This window comes from Marmoricola sp. Leaf446, assembly GCF_001424755.1.
Taxonomy (GTDB): Bacteria; Actinomycetota; Actinomycetes; order Propionibacteriales; family Nocardioidaceae; genus Marmoricola.
This window is the reverse complement of sequence record NZ_LMRF01000005.1, coordinates 119,541-137,632: the sequence shown is the minus strand read 5'-3', so window position 1 is coordinate 137,632 and position 18,092 is coordinate 119,541. Positions and strand designations below refer to the sequence as shown.

Here is an 18,092-nt window from a genome sequence, read left to right as displayed (position 1 = left end):
TGCCGCGTGGAAACGCCGGTGAAACGACCGCGACCTAGCGTCCGCCGGGTGACGTCCTCACCCGTCCTCCCCGGCCTCCCCGGCCTCGGAGCCCTGCGCCCCGGGTCGATCACGCGCCCGGTCGACCCGCCGCCGCGGCTGCTGATGGGGCCGGGACCGGTCAACGCCGACCCCCGCGTGCTGCGGGCGATGTCGAGCCCGCTGGTCGGGCAGTACGACCCGTGGATGACCGCGACCATGACCGAGACGATGCAGCTCTACCGCGACGTCTTCCGCACCGGCAACGAGCACACCTTCGTCGTCGACGGCACCTCGCGGGCCGGCATCGAGGCGGCCCTGGTGAGCCTGCTCGAGCCGAACGACGTGGTGCTGGTCCCCGTCTTCGGCCGCTTCGGCCACCTGCTGACCGAGATCGCCGAGCGCTGCGGGGCGCAGGTGCACACCATCGAGGTGCCGTGGGGCGAGGTGTTCACCCCCGAGGCCGTCGAGCGGGCCGTGCGCGAGGTGCGCCCGAAGGTGCTCGCCGTCGTCCAGGGCGACACCTCGACCACGATGTGCCAGCCGCTGGAGGACCTCGGCGAGATCTGCCGGCGCCACGACGTGCTGCTCTACTGCGACGCCACCGCCAGCCTCGGCGGCAACCCCTTCGAGACCGACGCCTGGGGCGTCGACGTCGTCACGGCCGGGCTGCAGAAGTGCCTGGGCGGACCCTCGGGCAGCGCCCCGATCACGATCGGATCCCGCGCGGTCGAGGTGGTCGAGGGGCGCCGGCACGTCGAGGCGGGCGTCCGCGAGGCCGGCGACGTCGGGCGCGGGGTGCGGATCGCCTCGAACTACCTCGACCTCGCCATGGTCATGGACTACTGGGGCCCGCGGCGGCTCAACCACCACACCGAGGCCACGACCATGCTGTACGGCGCCCGCGAGTGCGCCCGGATCCTGCTCGAGGAGGGCGTGGACGCGGCCGTCGCGCGGCACCGGCTCCACGGCGGCGCGATGCTCGCCGGCGTGCGCGGCCTGGGCCTGCAGGTCTTCGGCGACGTCGCCCACAAGATGACCAACGTCGTCGCGGTCCACGTCCCCGACGGCATCGATGGCGACGCGGCGCGCGCGGCGGTGCTGCACGACTACGGCATCGAGATCGGCACGTCGTTCGGTCCGCTCCACGGCAAGGTCTGGCGGATCGGCACGATGGGCCACAACGCCCGTCGCGACGCCGTGCTGACGACCCTCGCGGCGCTGGAGCAGGTGCTGCGCGCCGGGGGCGTCCCGGTCACGGCCGGGGGCGGGGTCGGCGCCGCCCTCGAGGCGTACGTTGACGGCGGGACCGCCGCATGACGCTCGCCCGCACCGCCCACGACGCCCCCGCCCGCGACGGCACCACCGCCGCAGCCGTCCTGGCCCGCTGCGCCGAGCTCGACGCGTTCTCCTCCTCCAGCCGCGGGCTGGAGCGGGTCCACCTCACCCCCGAGCACGCCGCGGCCAACGCCCGCACGGCCCACTGGATGCGCGAGGCCGGGCTGCGGACCTGGCAGGACGCGGCCGGCAACGTGTGGGGCCGCCGGGAGGGCCGCGAGCCCGGGCTGCCGGCCCTCGTGCTGGGCTCCCACCTCGACACCGTCCCCGACGCGGGCAGCTACGACGGGATGCTCGGCGTCGTGATGGCGATCGCCGTCGTCGAGCGCCTCGCCCGGGGCGACGACGACCGGGTCGCCGAGCTGCCCTTCGCCCTCGAGGTGGTCGGCTTCAGCGACGAGGAGGGGGCCCGGTTCGGCACCGCGCTGCTGGGCAGCAAGGCCGTGGCGGGGCTGTGGGACGAGGGCGACTGGGACCTGCGCGACCGCACCGGCACCACGCTGCACCACGCGTTCCGCGAGTTCGGTCTCGACCCCGCCCGCGTCGGCGACGCGGCCAGGCCGCCGGCGGGGATCGTGGGCTACCTCGAGGCCCACATCGAGCAGGGCCCCTACCTCGAGGCGGCCGACGCCTCCCTCGGCTACGTCACCACGATCGCCGGGGCCCGACGGTTCCGGCTCTCGGTCGTCGGGGAGGCCCGCCACGCCGGCGGCACGCCGTACCCCCGTCGCCGGGACGCGCTCGTCGGGGCCAGCGAGGCGATCGCGGCGATCGAGCGGATCGGGCGCAGCGGCGACGGCATCGCCACCGTCGGCCGGATCGAGGTGTGGCCGGGCGCGGTCAACGTGATCCCGGGGCGGGCCGACTTCAGCCTCGACCTGCGGGCCGAGACCGACGAGGAGCGCGACGCGATGTGGCTGCGGATCCAGGCCGAGATCGGCGGGGCCTGCGCCGCACGCGGGCTGCGCTTCGAGCACGTCGAGCACCACGAGGCGGCCGCGACCCCGTGCGCGCCCTGGCTCCAGGAGGCGGTGGTCGAGGGCATCCGCAGCACGGGCGACGCCGACCCGATGGCGTTGTGGAGCCGCGCCGGTCACGACGCGATGGCGATGGCGTCGGTCGCCGACGTCGGGATGCTGTTCGTGCGCTGCCTCGACGGGATCAGCCACCACCCGGGCGAGGACGTCCGGGAGGTCGACGTCTCCCGTGGCCTCGACGCCCTCGAGCACACCGTGCTGGCCGTGGCCCGCCGCCTCGAGGAGGCGTGATGGACCTCGTCGAGGTGGCCTCGTGGCGCTCCGCGTCGCAGCGCTCCGACCTGGTTCTGGCCGCGGGCGAGCGGGTCGTGGCCGGGGGGACCTGGCTGTTCTCCGAGCCGCAGCCGGGCACCACCGGCCTGGTCGACCTGACCACCCTGGGCTGGGACCCCTGGCAGCGGACCGGCACCGGCCTGGAGCTCGGGGCCACCTGCACGGTGGAGCAGCTGCTCGCGATGCCCGAGGACGTCCTGGGTGGGGCGGCCGCCCTGGCCAGGGCGTGTGCCGACGCGTTCGTGATGTCGTTCAAGATCGCGCACACCGCCACCCTCGGCGGCAACGTGGCGCTGGCCCTGCCCGCGGGGGCGATGACCTCGCTGCTGGTGGCCCTGGGTGCCACGGCCGTCGTCTGGGGCCCCGGCGGTGACGTTCGCCGGCAGCCGGTCGCCGACCTCGTCACCGGCGCTCGCGCGACGACCCTCGCGGCGGACGAGGTGCTCCGGGCCTTCGAGGTGCCCGCGGCGTCGCTGGCCGCGGCGTACGCCTTCCGACGGCAGTCGCTGGCCCCGCACGGCCGCTCGGGCGTCGTGGTCACCGCCTCACGTCCGACCGCCGACGCCGTGCGGCTCGTGGTGAGCGCCGCGACCACCCGACCGGTGGTGCTGGCCCTGCCCGTCGAGGGGTGGCGGGACCGTCTGGCGACGGACCTGGCGGCCCTGGACTGCTGGTACGACGACGCCCACGGTGCGACCGACTGGCGGGCCGCCATGGCCCTGCGCCTGGCCGGGGAAGCCGTGGCGGAGGTGCTCGCGCGATGACCGACCTCGACCAGCGCCCGCCCGGAGGGACCCCGGTCGCGGCCGCCACGCGCGTCAACGGTGCCGAGCTCGCGGGCGAGCCCGCCGCCGGGCAGTGCCTGCGCACCTGGCTGCGCCAGCACGACCACCTCGAGGTCAAGAAGGGCTGCGACGCGGGGGACTGCGGCGCCTGCACCGTGCTGCTCGACGGCCGTCCGGTGCACTCGTGCGTGGTCCCCGCGGTGCGGGCCGTTGGCCGCGAGGTCACCACCGCCGCCGGCCTGGGCACCCCCGAGGACCTCCACCCGGTGCAGCGCCGCTTCGTGGACGCGCAGGGCTTCCAGTGCGGCTTCTGCACGGCGGGCTTCGTGACCACCGCCGCGGCGCTGGCCGACGCCGAGGGCCGGGTGGGCGAGGACCCCGAGCGGCTGGCCCGCGACTTCAAGGGCAACCTGTGCCGCTGCACCGGCTACCGCTCGATCCGCGACGCCCTGGCGGGCCGCACCAACGTCGAGGCCGCCCCCGCGGTCGGCGGCTTCGGCTGCTCGGTGGGCGCTCCTGCGGGACCGCGACTCGCCACCGGTCGGGAGGCCTTCACCCTCGACCAGCCCGGCACCGGGGTGCTGCACATGGCGCTGCTGCAGAGCCCCCGTGCCCACGCCCGGATCACGCGGCTCGACACGGCCGCCGCCGAGGCGCTGCCCGGCGTCCACCTCGTCCTCACCCACCGCGACGTCCCCGACGTGCGCTACTCCACCGCCCGCCACGAGTCGCGCACCGACGACCCCGACGACACCCGGATGCTCGACGACGTCGTCCGCTTCCGCGGGCAGCGGGTCGCGGCCGTCGTGGCCGACGACCTCGTCACCGCGTCCCGTGCCCTGGACCTCCTGGTGGTGGAGTACGCCGACCTGCCCGTGGTGCTCGACCCCGAGCAGGCGCGCCTCCCGGGTGCGCCCCTGCTCCACCCCGACCTCGACCCGGTGACCTCGCGGGTCTCCGATCCCGGCCGCAACGTCGTGGCCCAGACCCACGGCGAGGTCGGCGACGTGGCCGGCGCCCTGGCCGCGTCCGCGGTGCGGGTGGGCGGCACCTGGCGCACCGGGCGGGTCAACCAGGCCGCCCTGGAGACGCACGGCGCCCGGGGGTGGCTCGACGAGCGTGGCGTGCTCGTGGTCCGCAGCAGCACCCAGGTGCCGTTCCTGGTCCGCGACGAGCTGGCCCACGTCTTCGGCATCCGGCCCGAGCTGGTCCGGGTGGTCGCCGCGCGGGTGGGCGGCGGCTTCGGCGGCAAGCAGGAGATGCTGGTCGAGGACCTGGTCGGCCTCGCAGTGCTGCGGCTCGGCGCCCCGGTCCAGCTCGAGCTCACCCGGGAGCAGCAGTTCACCCTGGTGCCGGGACGGCACCCGATGCGGGTCTCGGTCGAGCTCGGCGCCGACGCCGACGGCGTGCTGAGCGCGATGCGGGTCGACGTGCTCACCGACACCGGCGCCTACGGCAACCACGCCCCCGGCGTGATGTTCCACGGCTGCCACGAGTCGATCGCGCTCTACCGCTGCGCCAACAAGCGCCTCGACGCCGAGGCCGTCTACACCAACCACGTGCCCTCCGGCGCCTTCCGCGGCTACGGGCTGGGGCAGGTGGTCTTCGCGATCGAGTCCGCGCTCGACGAGCTGGCCCGCGAGGTCGGCATCAGCCCCTTCGACGTACGCCGCCGCAACGTCGTGGTGCCCGAGGACCACTTCGTGGTCAACGGTCCGCCCGACACCGACCTCGTCTTCGGCAGCTACGGTCTCGACGAGTGCCTCGACCTGGTGGAGGCCTCGCTCGAGCGCGACGACCTGCCCCCGCCGCCGCCCGGCTGGGCGGTCGGCCGGGGGATGGCGGCCTCGATGATCGCCACCATCCCGCCCCGGGGCCACCACGCCGAGGCCACGGTCACGATGCACCCCGACCGCAGCGTGGTCGTGGCCGTCGGCAGCGCAGAGTTCGGCAACGGGACCGCGACCGTGCACACCCAGATCGCGGCCGCCGAGCTCGACGTGCCGGTCTCGGCGGTCTCGCTGGTCACCTCCGACACCGCCAGGACCGGCTACGACACCGGCGCCTACGGCTCGACCGGCTCGGTGGTCGCCGGTCGGGCGGTGGCCCACGCGGCGCGGTCGCTGCGCTCCCTGCTCGACCCGATGGAGGGCCCCCTGGTCGGGCCGGTCTCGGCCACCGGCCGGCACCACGGCTCGCCGCGCTCGGTGGCCTTCAACGTGCACGGGTTCGTGGTCGCGGTCGACCCGGGCACGGGCGAGGTCCGGGTGCTGCACTCCGTGCAGGCCGCCGACGCGGGCGTGGTGATCAACCCCGAGCAGCTGCGCGGCCAGGTCGAGGGCGGGGTGGCCCAGGGGATCGGGTCGGCGCTCTACGAGGAGGTCGTGGTCGACGACGGTCCCGGCGGCGACGGCCACGTCACCAGCCGGGTGCTGCGTGACTACCGGCTCCCCCAGATCGGCGACGTGCCGGCGACCGAGGTGCTGCTCGCCGACACCTACGACGAGCTCGGGGTCCGCGGCGCCAAGTCGATGAGCGAGGCGCCGTACAACCCGGTGGCGCCGGCGCTGGCCAACGCCGTCCGCGACGCGCTGGGCGTGCGGCCGCACGAGCTGCCGATGAGCCGGGACCGCCTCTGGCGGCTGATGCAGGAGGAGAGGTCATGAGCGACCAGGGCTGGCTGGACCGGGCGGTGGCGCTCGCGGTGGCGAACGTCGAGGACGGCGGCGGCCCCTTCGGGGCGCTGGTGGTCTGCGGGGAGGAGGTGGTCGCCACCGGGGTCAACCGGGTGACCCGCGACAACGACCCGACCGCCCACGCCGAGGTGGTCGCGATCCGCGACGCCTGCCGGGTCCGGGGCGACTTCGCGCTGTCGGGGTGCGTGCTGTTCACCTCGTGCGAGCCCTGCCCGCTGTGCCTGTCCTCGGCGCTGTGGGCGCGCCTGGACCGGGTGGTGTACGCCGCCGACCGCGACGACGCCGCCCGGGGTGGCTTCGACGACCGCGCGTTCTACGACCTGTTCGGCCAGGAGCGCGACGCCTGGCCGCTGCCGATCCAGGAGCTGCGCCTGGACAGCGCGGTCGCGCCGTTCGAGGCCTGGCTGGCCGACACCGCCCGCACCCACTACTGAGCCTGCTGCTGGCCCGCTGCTGAGCCCTGTGCCGACCCGGGCTCAGCCCCGCCCCACGGCGAGGTCGCCGGTCTGCACGGCCCACAGCTGGGCGTAGGCGCCGCCGGCCGCGACCAGCTCGTCGTGGGTGCCGGACTCGGCGATCCGGCCGGCGTCGAGCACCCAGATCCGGTCGGCGTGCCGCACCGTGGACAGGCGGTGGGCGACGACGAGCGCGGTCCGCTCGGCGGTGACCAGGCCCAGCGAGCGCTGGATCGCGGCCTCGGTCTCGTTGTCGACCGCCGAGGTGGCCTCGTCGAGCACCAGCACCGCGGGGTCGCGCAGCAGGGCGCGGGCCAGCGCGAGCCGCTGCCGCTGGCCCCCCGACAGGGTCACGCCGCGCTCGCCGACCGGGGTGTCGTAGCCCTGCGGCATCGCCTCGACGAAGCCCGACGCCTCGGCGGCCCGGGCTGCGGCCTCGACCTCCGCGCGGCTGGCCTCGGGCCGGCCGTAGGCGATGTTGTCGGCGACGGTGCCGGAGAAGAGGTAGACGTCCTGGGAGACGTAGCCCATCGCGCCGCGCAGCGTCGCCCACTCCAGGTCGCGGGCGTCGACGTCGTCGAGCAGCACCTGTCCCGACCGCGGGTCCTCGAAGCGCAGCACCAGCCGCAGCAGCGTCGACTTGCCCGAACCGGTCGGCCCGACCACGGCGTGGGTCTCGCCCGCCGGGACGACGAGGTCGAGGTCGTGGATGACGTCGGGGCCGTCGGCGTACCCGGCCCTCACCCCCCGCAGCTCGATGCGCCCGGCGGGCTCGGCCAGCAGCACCTCGCCCGGCTGGACCGTGACGGGCACCGCCAGGAGGCCGAGGATGCGGCCGGCCGAGGCGCGTCCGCGCTGGTAGAGGTCGAGCACCTCGGCGACCGCGGTCAGCGGCCACAGCAGCCGCTGCGTCATGAACACCAGCACCGAGTAGAGGCCGACCTCGAGGGTGCCGTCGAGCACTTGGAAGCCGCCGATGAGCAGGGTGCAGGTGAAGCCGACGAGGATCGCGATCCGCACCAGCGGCACGAACGCCGCGGAGCTGCGGATCGCCGCCTCGTTGGCCTCGCGGTAGGCCAGCGAGGCCGTCGCCACGCGGTCGCGCTCGCGGCCCTCGGCGGTGAAGGCCTTGATGGTGGTGATGCCCCCGAGGTTGGCCGACAGCGTCCCCGAGAGGTCGGCCACGGTCTCGCGCACCCGGGCGTAGAGCGGGTCGAGGCGTCGCTGGAAGACCAGGCTGCCGGCCACGATGACCGGGATCGGGGCGAAGGCCAGCACCAGCAGGGTCGGGGAGGCGGCCGCGAACACCAGGCCGACGAGCACCACGTTGAGCACCGTCTGCAGGATCGCGGCGGCGCCGACGTCGAGGAACCGCTCGAGCTGGTTGACGTCGTCGTTGAGGGTGGCCAGCGTCGTCCCGGCCGGACGGGTCTCGTGCCAGGCGACGTCGAGCTGCTGCACGTGGGCGTAGGCCTCGACGCGCAGGTCGTGCTCGACGGACTGGGCGAGCCGACGCCAGGTCAGCGCGGCGAGGTACTCGCTGACCGACTCCACGACCCACACCAGGGCGTTGACGACGGCCAGCCAGACCAGCTGCTCGTAGCGCGAGTCCGCACCGACGACGTCGGCCACGAAGGAGCGGTCGCCGCGCACCACCACGTCGACGGCGGCGCCGATGAGCAGCTCGGGCACCACGTCGGCGACCTTGTTGACGGTGGAGAGGACGACCGCGGCGACCAGGCGGGCGCGGTAGCCGGCGTACCTCCGGGAGAGCTCGCGCAGCGGGGACATCGGTGGAGCGGCGAGGGCGGTCACGGTGACCAGGTTAGGTTCCCCTAACTCCGCCTCCACCGGCGGCCGCGGTTCCGCCCGCCGAGCCCGCTGGACCAGACCACCCGGGGGCGTAACGCGGGCGAAACCTCGGGCATCCGGGGTGGAAACGCGACCGACCTAGGTTCCTCGCACTCGGGTCACCCGTCCATGCCCACGTCGAGGAGCGCCTCTTGTCTCGCACCACCCCCTCCCTGCGCCCGTCACTGCGCCCGTCATTGCGCCCGTCCCTCCGCCCCTCCCCCCGCAGCGGCCGCGGACGTCGCCGGGCGGCCACCGGCCTCCTCGCCGCCGGCGCGCTCGTGCTGTCCGCCTGCGGGTCCAGCGACTCCGGCGAGGCGAGCGCGTCCGGCAGCGGGGGCGACGCGGACCTGGGCGACCTCACCGTGCAGCTGTCGTGGATCAAGAACGCCGAGTTCGCCGGCGAGTTCTTCGCCGACAGCAAGGGCTACTACGCCGACGCCGGGTTCTCGGAGGTGTCGCTCGACCCCGGCCCGGGCCCGATCGAGACCCTCGTCGCCACCGGCGACGCCGACTTCGGCCTGAGCAACGCGGTCGCCACCGCGCAGGTGGTCGCCGAGGAGGAGGCGCCGCTGAAGATCGTGGGCACCAAGTTCCAGAAGAACCCCTTCACCATCCTCTCGCTCAAGGACGGCGCCGACATCAGCTCGCCGCAGGACCTGGTGGGCAAGAAGATCGGCGTCCAGGCCGGTGGCAACGAGACGCTCTTCGACGCGCTGCTGGAGGTGAACGACATCGATCCCGACGACGTCACCAAGGTGCCGGTCGAGTACGACCCGTCGCCGCTCGTCGACGGCGAGGTCGACGGGTTCCTCGCCTACCTGACCAACGAGTCGATCACGGTCTCGATGGACGGCAACGAGGTCTCCAACCTGCCCTTCGCCGACAACGGCCTGCCGTTCGTCGCCGAGAGCGTGATCACCACCGACCAGATGATCGCCGAGGAGCCGGAGAAGGTGAAGGCCTTCCTAGAGGCCGAGATCCGCGGCTGGCAGGACGCGCTGGCCGACCCCGACGCGGGCGCGAAGCTGGCCGTCGAGGACTACGGCAAGGACCTCGACCTCGACATGGAGAAGGAGACCGAGCAGGCCGAGGTGCAGAGCGGCCTGATCGTGACCCCCGAGGTCGAGGACAACGGGCTGTTCACGATCTCCGACGACCTGGTCGCGGCCAACATGACGACGCTCGAGGCGGCCGGCATCGACGTGGAGGCCGACCAGCTGTTCGACCTCTCGCTCCTCACCGAGCTGCTCGAGGACAAGCCCGAGCTGACCGAGGTCCCCTGACCCGACCGTCCACCCGTCCGTCCGACCGGAGACCCCCGTGCCCGAGACCCTGCACCACCCCGTCGCGGCCGCTGGTGCCGCGGGAGCCACCGGCTCCCGCGGCACCGGGGTGCGCATCGAGAACCTGACCAAGACCTTCACGGTCGGTCGCTCCCGCGTGACCGCGCTGCAGGACACCACCCTGTTCACCGACAAGGGCAGCTTCTTGTCCCTGCTCGGGCCCTCGGGCTGCGGGAAGTCCACGATCCTGCGGATCCTCGCCGGGCTCGAGAAGCCCACCTCGGGATCGGCCCTCGTCGAGGGACGCACCCCGCTGGAGCTCCGGCGCGACCACAGCCTCGGGATCGCCTTCCAGGACTCCGCGCTGCTGCCCTGGCGCTCGGTGCTGTCCAACATCCGGCTGCCGTTCCAGGTGTCGGGGACCAAGCCGGACGACGGCCTGGTCGCCGAGCTGGTGCGGCTGGTCGGCCTGGAGGGGTTCGAGAAGGCCAAGCCGGCGCAGCTCTCCGGCGGCATGCGCCAGCGCGTGTCGATCGCGCGGGCGCTCGTCGTGCAGCCCTCGGTGCTGCTGCTGGACGAGCCCTTCGGGGCACTCGACGACATGACGCGTCAGCGCCTCAACGTCGAGCTGCTCCGCATCTGGACCGCGAAGCCCGCGACCACCCTCATGGTCACCCACGGCATCTCGGAGGCGATCTTCCTCTCCGACCGCGTGGCGGTGATGAGCGCGAGGCCAGGCCGGGTGATCGAGGTGATCGACGTCGACCTGCCCCGACCCCGGCTGCCCGAGATGATGCGGACGCCGGAGTTCCACGCGCTGCACGACCGGGCCTCGGAGCTGCTGTTCGGCAAGGCGGAGGCCGAGGCGCAGGCCGGCACCGCGTCGGCGGCGACCACGTGAGCGGGGTGCTGCCCGGTCGCGAGGCGCTGCGCTCGCTCGGCACCAGCCTCGCCGGCCTGGTCGTCCTGGTGGCGCTGTGGTGGCTCGGGACGCTCACCGTGCTCTCGGGGCTGCGGATCCCCTCGCCGGGCGCGGTCGTCGGCTCGGCGGTCGACGACGGCTGGTCGTTCTACGCCCTGCACTTCTCGATGACGCTGCAGGAGGCGGCGGTGGGCTTCGCCTACGGCACGCTCGCAGCGGTGGTGCTCTCCTCGGTGGTGCTGCTGCTCCCGGTGCTCGAACCGGTGATCATGCAGGTGGCCGTGATCAGCTACTGCATCCCGCTCGTGGCTATCGCGCCGGTGCTCTTCATCGTGATCGGCAACCCCGACGAGGGCGCCCGCTCGGGCACGGCCACCGCCCTGGCCGCGATGTCGGTCTTCTTCACCACCGTCGTCGGCACCGTCCTGGGGCTGCGCTCGGCCGACCGGGCCAGCCTCGACGTCGTCTCGGTCTACGGGGGTGGACGGCTCCGCCAGCTCACCACCGTGCAGCTGGTCTCGGCGCTGCCCTCGATCATCGCGGCGCTGCGGATCGCCGCGCCGGCAGCGTTCCTGGGCGCGATCCTCGGCGAGTACGTCGGCGGCGTGGAGCGTGGCGTCGCCCTCGTGCTGAAGATCGCGCAGCAGAACGTCGACGTCGAGCGCGCCTGGGCCGTCGGCATCGGGTGCGCGATCGTCGCCGGGGTCGCCTTCGCGTTCTTCGGGCTGCTGGCACGCGTCGTGACGCCCTGGTCCCGCGGGGCCGTCTCGTGAGCACCGCGTTCCTGCCCGGCGCGCCCGACCCGGGGGCGTCGGGGGCGGCCGGCGGGCCGCGCGGCTCGGCGGGTCGGGCGCTGCTGCGCTCGGTCGTCACCGCGGTCGCGACGATGGCGCTGGTGCTCGGCATCGTCGTGCTGCTGTGGGTCGCGGCGCTGCGCCTGTTCGACGTGTCGACGTACGTCGGGAAGGGGCCGGGCGAGGTCTGGACCATCCTGTTCGGCGAGGACGACTCGGCCGAGCTGCGTGGCGAGATCGCGGTGCTGCTCCGCGAGACCCTCGTCGACGCCGGGATCGGCTTCGTGGCCGGCATGGTCTCGGCGGTGGTCCTCGCCGTGACCGTGGTCCGCTACCGCACCCTGGAGAGCGCGGTGATGCCGGTCGCGCTGGTCCTGCAGACGGTGCCGCTGATCGCGCTGGCGCCGCTGCTGATCCTGCTGGTGGGACGCGGCTACGCCATCGTGGCGATGATGAGCACGATCGTGGTGCTGTTCCCCGCGCTGGTGAACATCGTGCTCGGGCTGCGCTCGGTCACCCCGCAGATGCGCGACCTGGTGCTCGTCTACGGCGGTTCCCCGATGACGGTGATGCGCAAGGTGGGCTTCCCCTCGGCGCTGCCCGCGTTCTTCGCCTCGGTCCGGATCGCGATCCCCGGGGCCATGACGGGCGCCCTGCTGGCCGAGTGGCTCGCCACCGGCAACGGCATCGGGTACGCCGTGGTCTCGGCCGCCAGCCGGTCGCAGAACGGCCGCACCTGGGCGCTGGTCGTCGTGGTCACGCTGACCGCGCTGCTGCTCTACCTCGTCGCGCAGCTGGTCGAGGCGGTCGTGCTGAGCCGCTTCGGCGACGCGGGCGGACGTGCCTGAAGCGGTGACGGTGACGTCACGCGGCCGTAACACCGCGGTCCTAGGCTCGCTCACGCCCCACAGTTCCAACGGACACGAAGGCGTCGACCGGCGCCGGGACACGGACACCTCCGGGAGCACGTCCCCGAGGAGAACCATGTCCCCCTTCGTCGTCCCCACCGTCGACCTGGCGCCCTACGTCGCACGCGGCACGGCCGCAGCCCGGGCGCAGGTCGCCGCCGACCTCGACCGGGCCTGCCGCGAGGTCGGCTTCGTCCAGGTGCAGGGCCACGGCGTCCGGCCCGAGGTCCTCGCCGGTCTGGCCTCGGCGATCGACGACTTCTTCGCCCTCGACGAGGCCGCGAAGCTGGCGGTGCGCGTCGACCCGGCGCTCAACCGGGGCTACACCCCGCCGCGCTCGGAGAGCCAGAGCCTCAGCCTCGGGGTGCAGCCGGCCAACCGCATGAACGACTTCTTCGAGGCCTTCGGCGTCGGACGCGGCCTGGACGACCACCCGGACGTCCCCGGCCTCGAGGCGTACGCCGGCCACTACGCCGCCAACGTGTGGCCTGAGGAGCGCCACCTCACCGGCTTCCGCGACCGGGTCGAGGCCTACCTGTCCGAGGCCGAGCGGGTCGCCACCACCCTGGTCACCGTGGCCGAGGACGCCCTCGGCCTGGCGCCCGGCGCGCTGCAGGGGCTGAGCGACCACACCATCGGCGCGATGCGGCTGATCAACTACGCCCTGCCGGCCGGCACCGACGTCGCCCTGGACGGCGACCTGCGGGGGATGGGCGAGCACACCGACTACGGCCTGCTGACCGTGCTGTGGGCCGACCGGGTGGCGGGGCTGCAGGTGCTGGGACGCGACGGGTCGTGGCACGACGTGATGCCCGACGAGGGCGCGCTCCTGGTCAACCTCGGCGACCTGACCGCACGGCTGACCAACGACCAGTGGTCCTCGACGCTGCACCGCGTGGTCCCGCCCGTGCTCGACGGGAGGGTGCTGCGGCGTCGGTCCGCGGCGTACTTCCACGACGGCAACGCCGACGCCCGCGTCGCGCCGCTGCCCGGCTTCGTCGACGCCGACCACCCCGCGCGCTACACCGAGGTGAGCGTGGACGAGCACGTCCGGGCCAAGGTCGAGGGCTCCAACCTGGGCCGGCTCAACACGGCCGCGGGCTCCGAGCGCGAGCGCGTGCTGGGGGCGGCGCGATGACGGTCCCGACCAGCGCACCGGCGTACTCCCGCCCCACGGGGCACGACCCCGAGGTGGAGCGGCTGGTGGCCGCGCTGCCCAAGATCAGCCTGCACTGCCACCTGATCGGGTCCGTGGCGGCCACGACCGTGGTCGACCTGGCCCGCAAGCACGGCGTGGGCCTGGAGGGCCGGACCGCGGACGACCTCTACGACCACGACAGCTACGAGGACCTCGGCGAGTTCCTGCGCGTGCTCGACCTGGTCGGCTCCGTGGTGCGCGACGCCGACGACTTCCACCGGATCACCTACGAGTCGCTGACCGACGGCGGCGCCGCCCACGGCGTGCTGCACCGCGAGCTCCACCTCAGCCCGCCGGGCCACCCGGGCGTCGCCTACCCGACGATCCTCGACGGGGTCGTGGCCGGCATGCGCGACGCGCGGGCCGACACGGGCATCAGCAGCGGCCTGGTCATCGGGCTGTGCCGGGAGCGCAGCGGGGCCGAGGCACTCTCCCTGGTCGAGGAGGTGGTGCGTCACCGCCGCGACGAGGTCTGGGGCGTCGGGCTCGACTACGAGGAGGTCAAGGGCCCGCCGGGCCGGTTCGTCGAGGCCTTCGCCGCGGCCGGTCGCGCCAAGCTGCGACGCACGGCGCACTCCGAGTCCGGCCCGCCCGCCCACGTCCTGACCCTGCTCAACGAGCTCGGCTGCGACCGGGTCGACCACGGCTACCACGTCGTCGACGACCCCGAGATCACCGCGCGCTGCGTCGAGGAGCGGGTGCCGTTCACCTGCACCCCGGTCAGCTCCGACATCGGCCGCTACTCCGGCTCCGGCGACGGCAGCCACCGCCGGATCGCCGAGATGGTCGACGCCGGGCTGCTGGTGACGATCGACTCCGACGACCCGCCCATGTTCGGCACCGACCCCACCCACGACCACCGCGTGCTCGCGCACGCGCTGGGGTGGGGCCACGCCGAGCTCGGCCGGCTGGCGCTCGACGGGGTCGAGGCCACGTGGCTCGACGACACCGACAAGGCCGCGCTGCGAGACCGCGTCCAGGCGCGGCTGACCGAGATCTCGCCCCCACCCACCGACCCACCGCACCCCGAGGAGAACCCATGAGCACGCCCGGCTTCCACGTCCCCACCGTCGACATCGCCGCCTGGGTCGGGGACGGCGACCCGGCCTCCCGCGCCGCCGCCGCAGCGGCGTTCGACGAGGCGGCGCGCACGGTCGGCTTCGTGCAGGTCGTCGGCCACGGCGTGCCCGACGAGGTGCTCGCCGACTTCGCCGCCGCGCTCGACGGGTTCTTCGGCCAGCCGCTCGAGGACAAGCAGGCCTACCGGACGCCGCCCGAGGTCAACCGCGGCTACAGCCCGCCCAAGACCGAGTCGCTGTCGCTCTCGCTCGGGGTGTCGCCGTCCAACCGGATGCACGACTTCTTCGAGGCGTTCAACGTCGGTCTGGCGGTCTCGGACTTCCCCGGCCTCGACCTCCCGGTCGAGGACTACCCCGAGAACGTGTGGCCCGAGGTGCCCGGCTTCCGGGCGAGCGTCTCGGCGTACTTCGAGGAGGCCGGGCGGGTCGCGTCCACCCTCACCTCGGTCTTCGAGGCCGCCCTCGGCCTGTCCCCGGGCTGGTTCGACCGCTTCACCGACCACAGCGTCGACGTGCTGCGGATGAACAACTACGCCCTCGAGCCGGGTGCGGTCGTCCTCGACGGGGAGCTGACCGGGATGGGCGCACACACCGACTACGGCATCGTCACCGTGCTGTGGGCCGACCAGGTCGCCGGGCTGCAGGTCCTGGGCCACGACGGGGCCTGGAACGACGTGCAGCCGGCCGACGGCGCGTTGCTGGTCAACCTCGGCGACCTGATGGCGCGCTGGACCAACGACGCGTGGCGCTCGACGGTGCACCGGGTCAAGCCGCCCATCGTCGACGGCTCGATCCGGCGTCGGCGGAGCGCGGCGTACTTCCACGACGGCAACATCGACGCCGTGATCTCGACGCTGCCGACCTGCGTGGGGTCGGGATCGCCGTACGAGCCGATCACCGTGCAGGAGCACCTGCGGGCCAAGCTGGCCGGCTCGCGCGCGGGCGTGGCCAACACCAACGCGGACCGGGAGGCGGCGCGGGTCCTCGCGTCCGGGACCTCCACCTGAGGCTCGGCCCGTGGCGCGACGGGCCTCAGCCCGTGGCGCCACGGGCGCGGGCGTGCAGCGCACCGATCAGCGTCACGAGCAGCACCAGGCCGGCCTCGACGACCAGGCCCGGTGCCAGGCCCAGGCCGCCGTCCCAGCGCAGCAGCGCCGCCCCGGCGGTCGCGCCGAGCAGGATCAGGACGACGGCGGCCAGCCGGCGACCGGTGCCGCCGCCCTTGCCGCTGCCCAGCACGGAATCGGCCGCGAGGCCGGTCAGGGTCGAGGTGACCACGACGGTGGTGACGTCCTTGACGGCCACGAACCGGGCGGTGGCCGCCTGCAGGCCCATCGCCCCGCCCAGCACGCCGGTCACGCCCAGCAGCACCGGCTCGCCCGGGTCGGGCAGCACCAGCAGCAGCACCGCCGGGCCGAGCACCAGGAGGCCGACGAGGGCCAGCAGGAGCGTCGTACGGCCGGTCCAGGCGTGCTCGGCGCCCCTGAGCACCCGCCCGCCCAGGGCGGCGCCCAGCAGGAAGCCCCCGAGCGCGAGGACGGGACCGAGCACGGGCAGCCCGTTGCCGCCGACGAGCGCCATGCCGAGGATGACGACGTTGCCGGTCATGTTGCCGGTGAAGACGCGGTCGAGGCCGAGGTAGCCCACGGCGTCGACCAGGCCGGTGCCGAAGGTGAGGACGAGCATCAGCACCAGGTGCATCCGGTCGTCCTCGACGCGGGTGAGCAGCGGTCGGCGGGAGGTCACCCGAGAGATCATGACGGTGACCCAGACCACCAGGAAACCGGTGCGACACAGGTGCCGTAGGCAACTAACCTTGTGCGGTGAGCCAGGACCTCGACACACCCCCGCAGCCCACCGGCCCGACCGGACCCTCCAGCACCGACAAGCTCGACCGCGACGTGCTGATGGTCGCCGGGGTGGTCGTGCTCGGCGCGATCATGTCGATCCTGGACATCACCGTGGTCTCGGTCGCGCTGCGCACCTTCCAGGAGGAGTTCGACGCCACCGCGGCGCAGGTCGCCTGGACGATGACCGGCTACACCCTCGCCCTGGCCAGCGTCATCCCGCTGACCGGCTGGGCCGCCGACCGCTTCGGCACGAAGCGGCTCTACCTGCTCGCGGTCACGCTGTTCACCGCCGGCTCGGTGCTTTGCGCGGCGGCGAACACGCTCGAGACGCTGGTCGCCTTCCGGGTGCTCCAGGGCCTCGGCGGGGGCATGCTGATGCCGCTCGGCATGACCATCCTGACCCGGGCGGCGGGCCCGGAGCGGATCGGTCGCGTGATGGCCGTCCTCGGCGTGCCGATGCTGCTCGGGCCGATCTTCGGCCCCATCCTCGGCGGCTGGATGATCGACGCGTTCTCGTGGCACTGGATCTTCCTGATCAACCTGCCGATCGGCGCCGCCGCCCTGGCGTACGCCTGGATCGTGCTGCCGCGCGACTCCGTCGAGCCCTCGGAGTCCTTCGACTTCGTCGGCATGCTGCTGCTCTCGCCCGGCCTCGCGGCGTTCCTGTACGGCGTCTCCTCGATCCCCGAGACCGGCACCTTCTTCTCCGCCCGCGTGATGGTGTGGACGCTGCTCGGCCTGGCGCTGATCGCGGCGTTCGTGCCGTGGGCGCTGCGCAAGGCCAACGTGCACCCGTTGATCGAGCTGCGGCTGCTGAAGAACAAGAACATGACCGTCGCCGTGCTGGCGATGATGCTCTTCGCGATCGCGTTCTTCGGGGCGAGCCTGCTGTTCCCGCTCTACTTCCAGCAGGTGCGCGGCGAGTCGGCGCTCAGCTCCGGCCTGCTGCTGGCCCCGCAGGGGATCGGCGCCATGATCACGATGCCCATCGCCGGCATGCTCGCGGACAAGATCGGGCCCGGCAAGATCGTGCTCGTCGGCATCGCCGTCATCACCGCCGGCATGGGCATGTTCGCGATGTTCGTAGGCCAGGGCTCGGGCTACCTCGCCCTGATCGTCGCCCTGTTCGTGATGGGCCTCGGCATGGGCGGCACGATGATGCCGATCATGACCGCCGCGCTCGCGACCCTGTCGCCGCGCAACGTCGCCCGCGGCTCGACCTTCCTCAACATCACCCAGCAGGTCGCCGCCTCGATGGGCACGGCGCTGTTCTCGGTGCTGCTGACCAACGGCTTCAAGGACAGCCCGACCGTCACGCTGGGCACCGCGGTCGCCGCGCTGCAGGACTCCCCGCAGCGGCTGGCCGCGTTCCTGGAGCAGCAGGGCCTCGCCCCCTCCGACCTCGCCGGCCTCCAGGGCCGCGTGATCGCGGAGATGGCCGACACCTTCGGTTTCGTCTTCTGGGTCGCCACCGGCCTGGTCGCGCTCTGCCTGGTGCCGGCTGCGTTCCTGCCCCGGCGCAAGATCGAGCACCCCGCAGGCGAGCAGGCCCCGGTCCTCGTCGGCCACTGAGCGCCGCGGGGACCGTCCTCGGGCCCCGGA

Annotated in this window: 15 protein-coding genes; 13 read left to right on the top strand and 2 right to left on the bottom strand. The window is 73.7% G+C overall.

Annotated features, from left to right (window positions below; all coding sequences use genetic code 11):
- Positions 1 to 48 precede the first annotated feature (48 nt).
- The 5 genes from ASG49_RS13350 to ASG49_RS13330 are packed head-to-tail and all read left to right on the top strand — an operon-like array spanning position 49 to position 6,581.
- Positions 49 to 1,338 (top strand): alanine--glyoxylate aminotransferase family protein, encoded by a 1,290-nt coding sequence (locus ASG49_RS13350; protein WP_235562071.1) that lies wholly within the window; start codon positions 49 to 51, stop codon positions 1,336 to 1,338.
- A complete protein-coding gene (locus ASG49_RS13345; protein ID WP_056542665.1) occupies positions 1,335 to 2,624 on the top strand; it encodes an allantoate amidohydrolase in 1,290 nt (429 codons plus the stop codon). The genes ASG49_RS13350 and ASG49_RS13345 overlap by 4 nt, the downstream gene beginning before the upstream one ends.
- A complete protein-coding gene (locus tag ASG49_RS13340) occupies positions 2,624 to 3,430 on the top strand; it encodes an FAD binding domain-containing protein (RefSeq protein ID WP_056542663.1) in 807 nt (268 codons plus the stop codon). The genes ASG49_RS13345 and ASG49_RS13340 overlap by 1 nt, the downstream gene beginning before the upstream one ends.
- A complete protein-coding gene (locus ASG49_RS13335) occupies positions 3,427 to 6,117 on the top strand; it encodes a molybdopterin cofactor-binding domain-containing protein (RefSeq protein WP_056542661.1) in 2,691 nt (896 codons plus the stop codon). Before ASG49_RS13340 ends, ASG49_RS13335 begins: the two co-directional genes overlap by 4 nt.
- On the top strand, positions 6,114 to 6,581 hold the full coding sequence (locus ASG49_RS13330; RefSeq protein ID WP_056542660.1) for a nucleoside deaminase: 468 nt from the start codon (positions 6,114 to 6,116) through the stop codon (positions 6,579 to 6,581). The genes ASG49_RS13335 and ASG49_RS13330 overlap by 4 nt, the downstream gene beginning before the upstream one ends.
- Positions 6,582 to 6,623: 42 nt before the next feature.
- Here ASG49_RS13330 and ASG49_RS13325 read toward each other — a convergent pair whose 3' ends face one another.
- Complete coding sequence (locus ASG49_RS13325; protein ID WP_235562070.1) at positions 6,624 to 8,417, bottom strand: ABC transporter ATP-binding protein; 1,794 nt, start codon at positions 8,415 to 8,417, stop codon at positions 6,624 to 6,626.
- Between the two features lie 188 nt (positions 8,418 to 8,605).
- Between ASG49_RS13325 and ASG49_RS13320 the strand changes: the two genes are divergently transcribed.
- The 7 genes from ASG49_RS13320 (at position 8,606) to ASG49_RS13290 (ending at position 15,647) form a co-directional block, all read left to right on the top strand.
- Entirely contained in the window at positions 8,606 to 9,739 is a 1,134-nt protein-coding gene (locus ASG49_RS13320) for an ABC transporter substrate-binding protein (RefSeq protein ID WP_200936323.1), read from the top strand.
- A gap of 37 nt (positions 9,740 to 9,776) precedes the next feature.
- Positions 9,777 to 10,640: an ABC transporter ATP-binding protein gene (locus tag ASG49_RS13315; protein WP_235562069.1), complete on the top strand. Its 864-nt coding sequence runs from the start codon at positions 9,777 to 9,779 to the stop codon at positions 10,638 to 10,640.
- Positions 10,637 to 11,434: an ABC transporter permease gene (locus tag ASG49_RS13310; protein ID WP_200936322.1), complete on the top strand. Its 798-nt coding sequence runs from the start codon at positions 10,637 to 10,639 to the stop codon at positions 11,432 to 11,434. The genes ASG49_RS13315 and ASG49_RS13310 overlap by 4 nt, the downstream gene beginning before the upstream one ends.
- Positions 11,431 to 12,303: an ABC transporter permease gene (locus tag ASG49_RS13305; RefSeq protein WP_200936321.1), complete on the top strand. Its 873-nt coding sequence runs from the start codon at positions 11,431 to 11,433 to the stop codon at positions 12,301 to 12,303. The genes ASG49_RS13310 and ASG49_RS13305 overlap by 4 nt, the downstream gene beginning before the upstream one ends.
- Positions 12,304 to 12,439: 136 nt before the next feature.
- Positions 12,440 to 13,501, top strand: coding sequence for an isopenicillin N synthase family oxygenase (locus tag ASG49_RS13300; RefSeq protein ID WP_056542656.1), 1,062 nt, complete (start codon positions 12,440 to 12,442; stop codon positions 13,499 to 13,501).
- Positions 13,498 to 14,604, top strand: a complete 1,107-nt coding sequence (locus tag ASG49_RS13295; protein ID WP_056542655.1) for an adenosine deaminase — start codon at positions 13,498 to 13,500, stop codon at positions 14,602 to 14,604. Before ASG49_RS13300 ends, ASG49_RS13295 begins: the two co-directional genes overlap by 4 nt.
- A complete protein-coding gene (locus ASG49_RS13290; RefSeq protein WP_056542654.1) occupies positions 14,601 to 15,647 on the top strand; it encodes an isopenicillin N synthase family oxygenase in 1,047 nt (348 codons plus the stop codon). Before ASG49_RS13295 ends, ASG49_RS13290 begins: the two co-directional genes overlap by 4 nt.
- Positions 15,648 to 15,672: 25 nt before the next feature.
- On the opposite strand, the gene ASG49_RS13285 is transcribed toward ASG49_RS13290, so the two are convergent.
- Complete coding sequence (locus ASG49_RS13285) at positions 15,673 to 16,386, bottom strand: YoaK family protein (protein WP_235562068.1); 714 nt, start codon at positions 16,384 to 16,386, stop codon at positions 15,673 to 15,675.
- Positions 16,387 to 16,463: 77 nt separating this feature from the next.
- Here ASG49_RS13285 and ASG49_RS13280 point away from each other — a divergent pair, with 77 nt between their 5' ends.
- The gene (locus ASG49_RS13280; protein ID WP_056542653.1) at positions 16,464 to 18,062 is read left to right on the top strand and encodes a DHA2 family efflux MFS transporter permease subunit; all 1,599 of its coding nucleotides are present in this window, start codon (positions 16,464 to 16,466) and stop codon (positions 18,060 to 18,062) included.
- Positions 18,063 to 18,092: the final 30 nt, after the last annotated feature.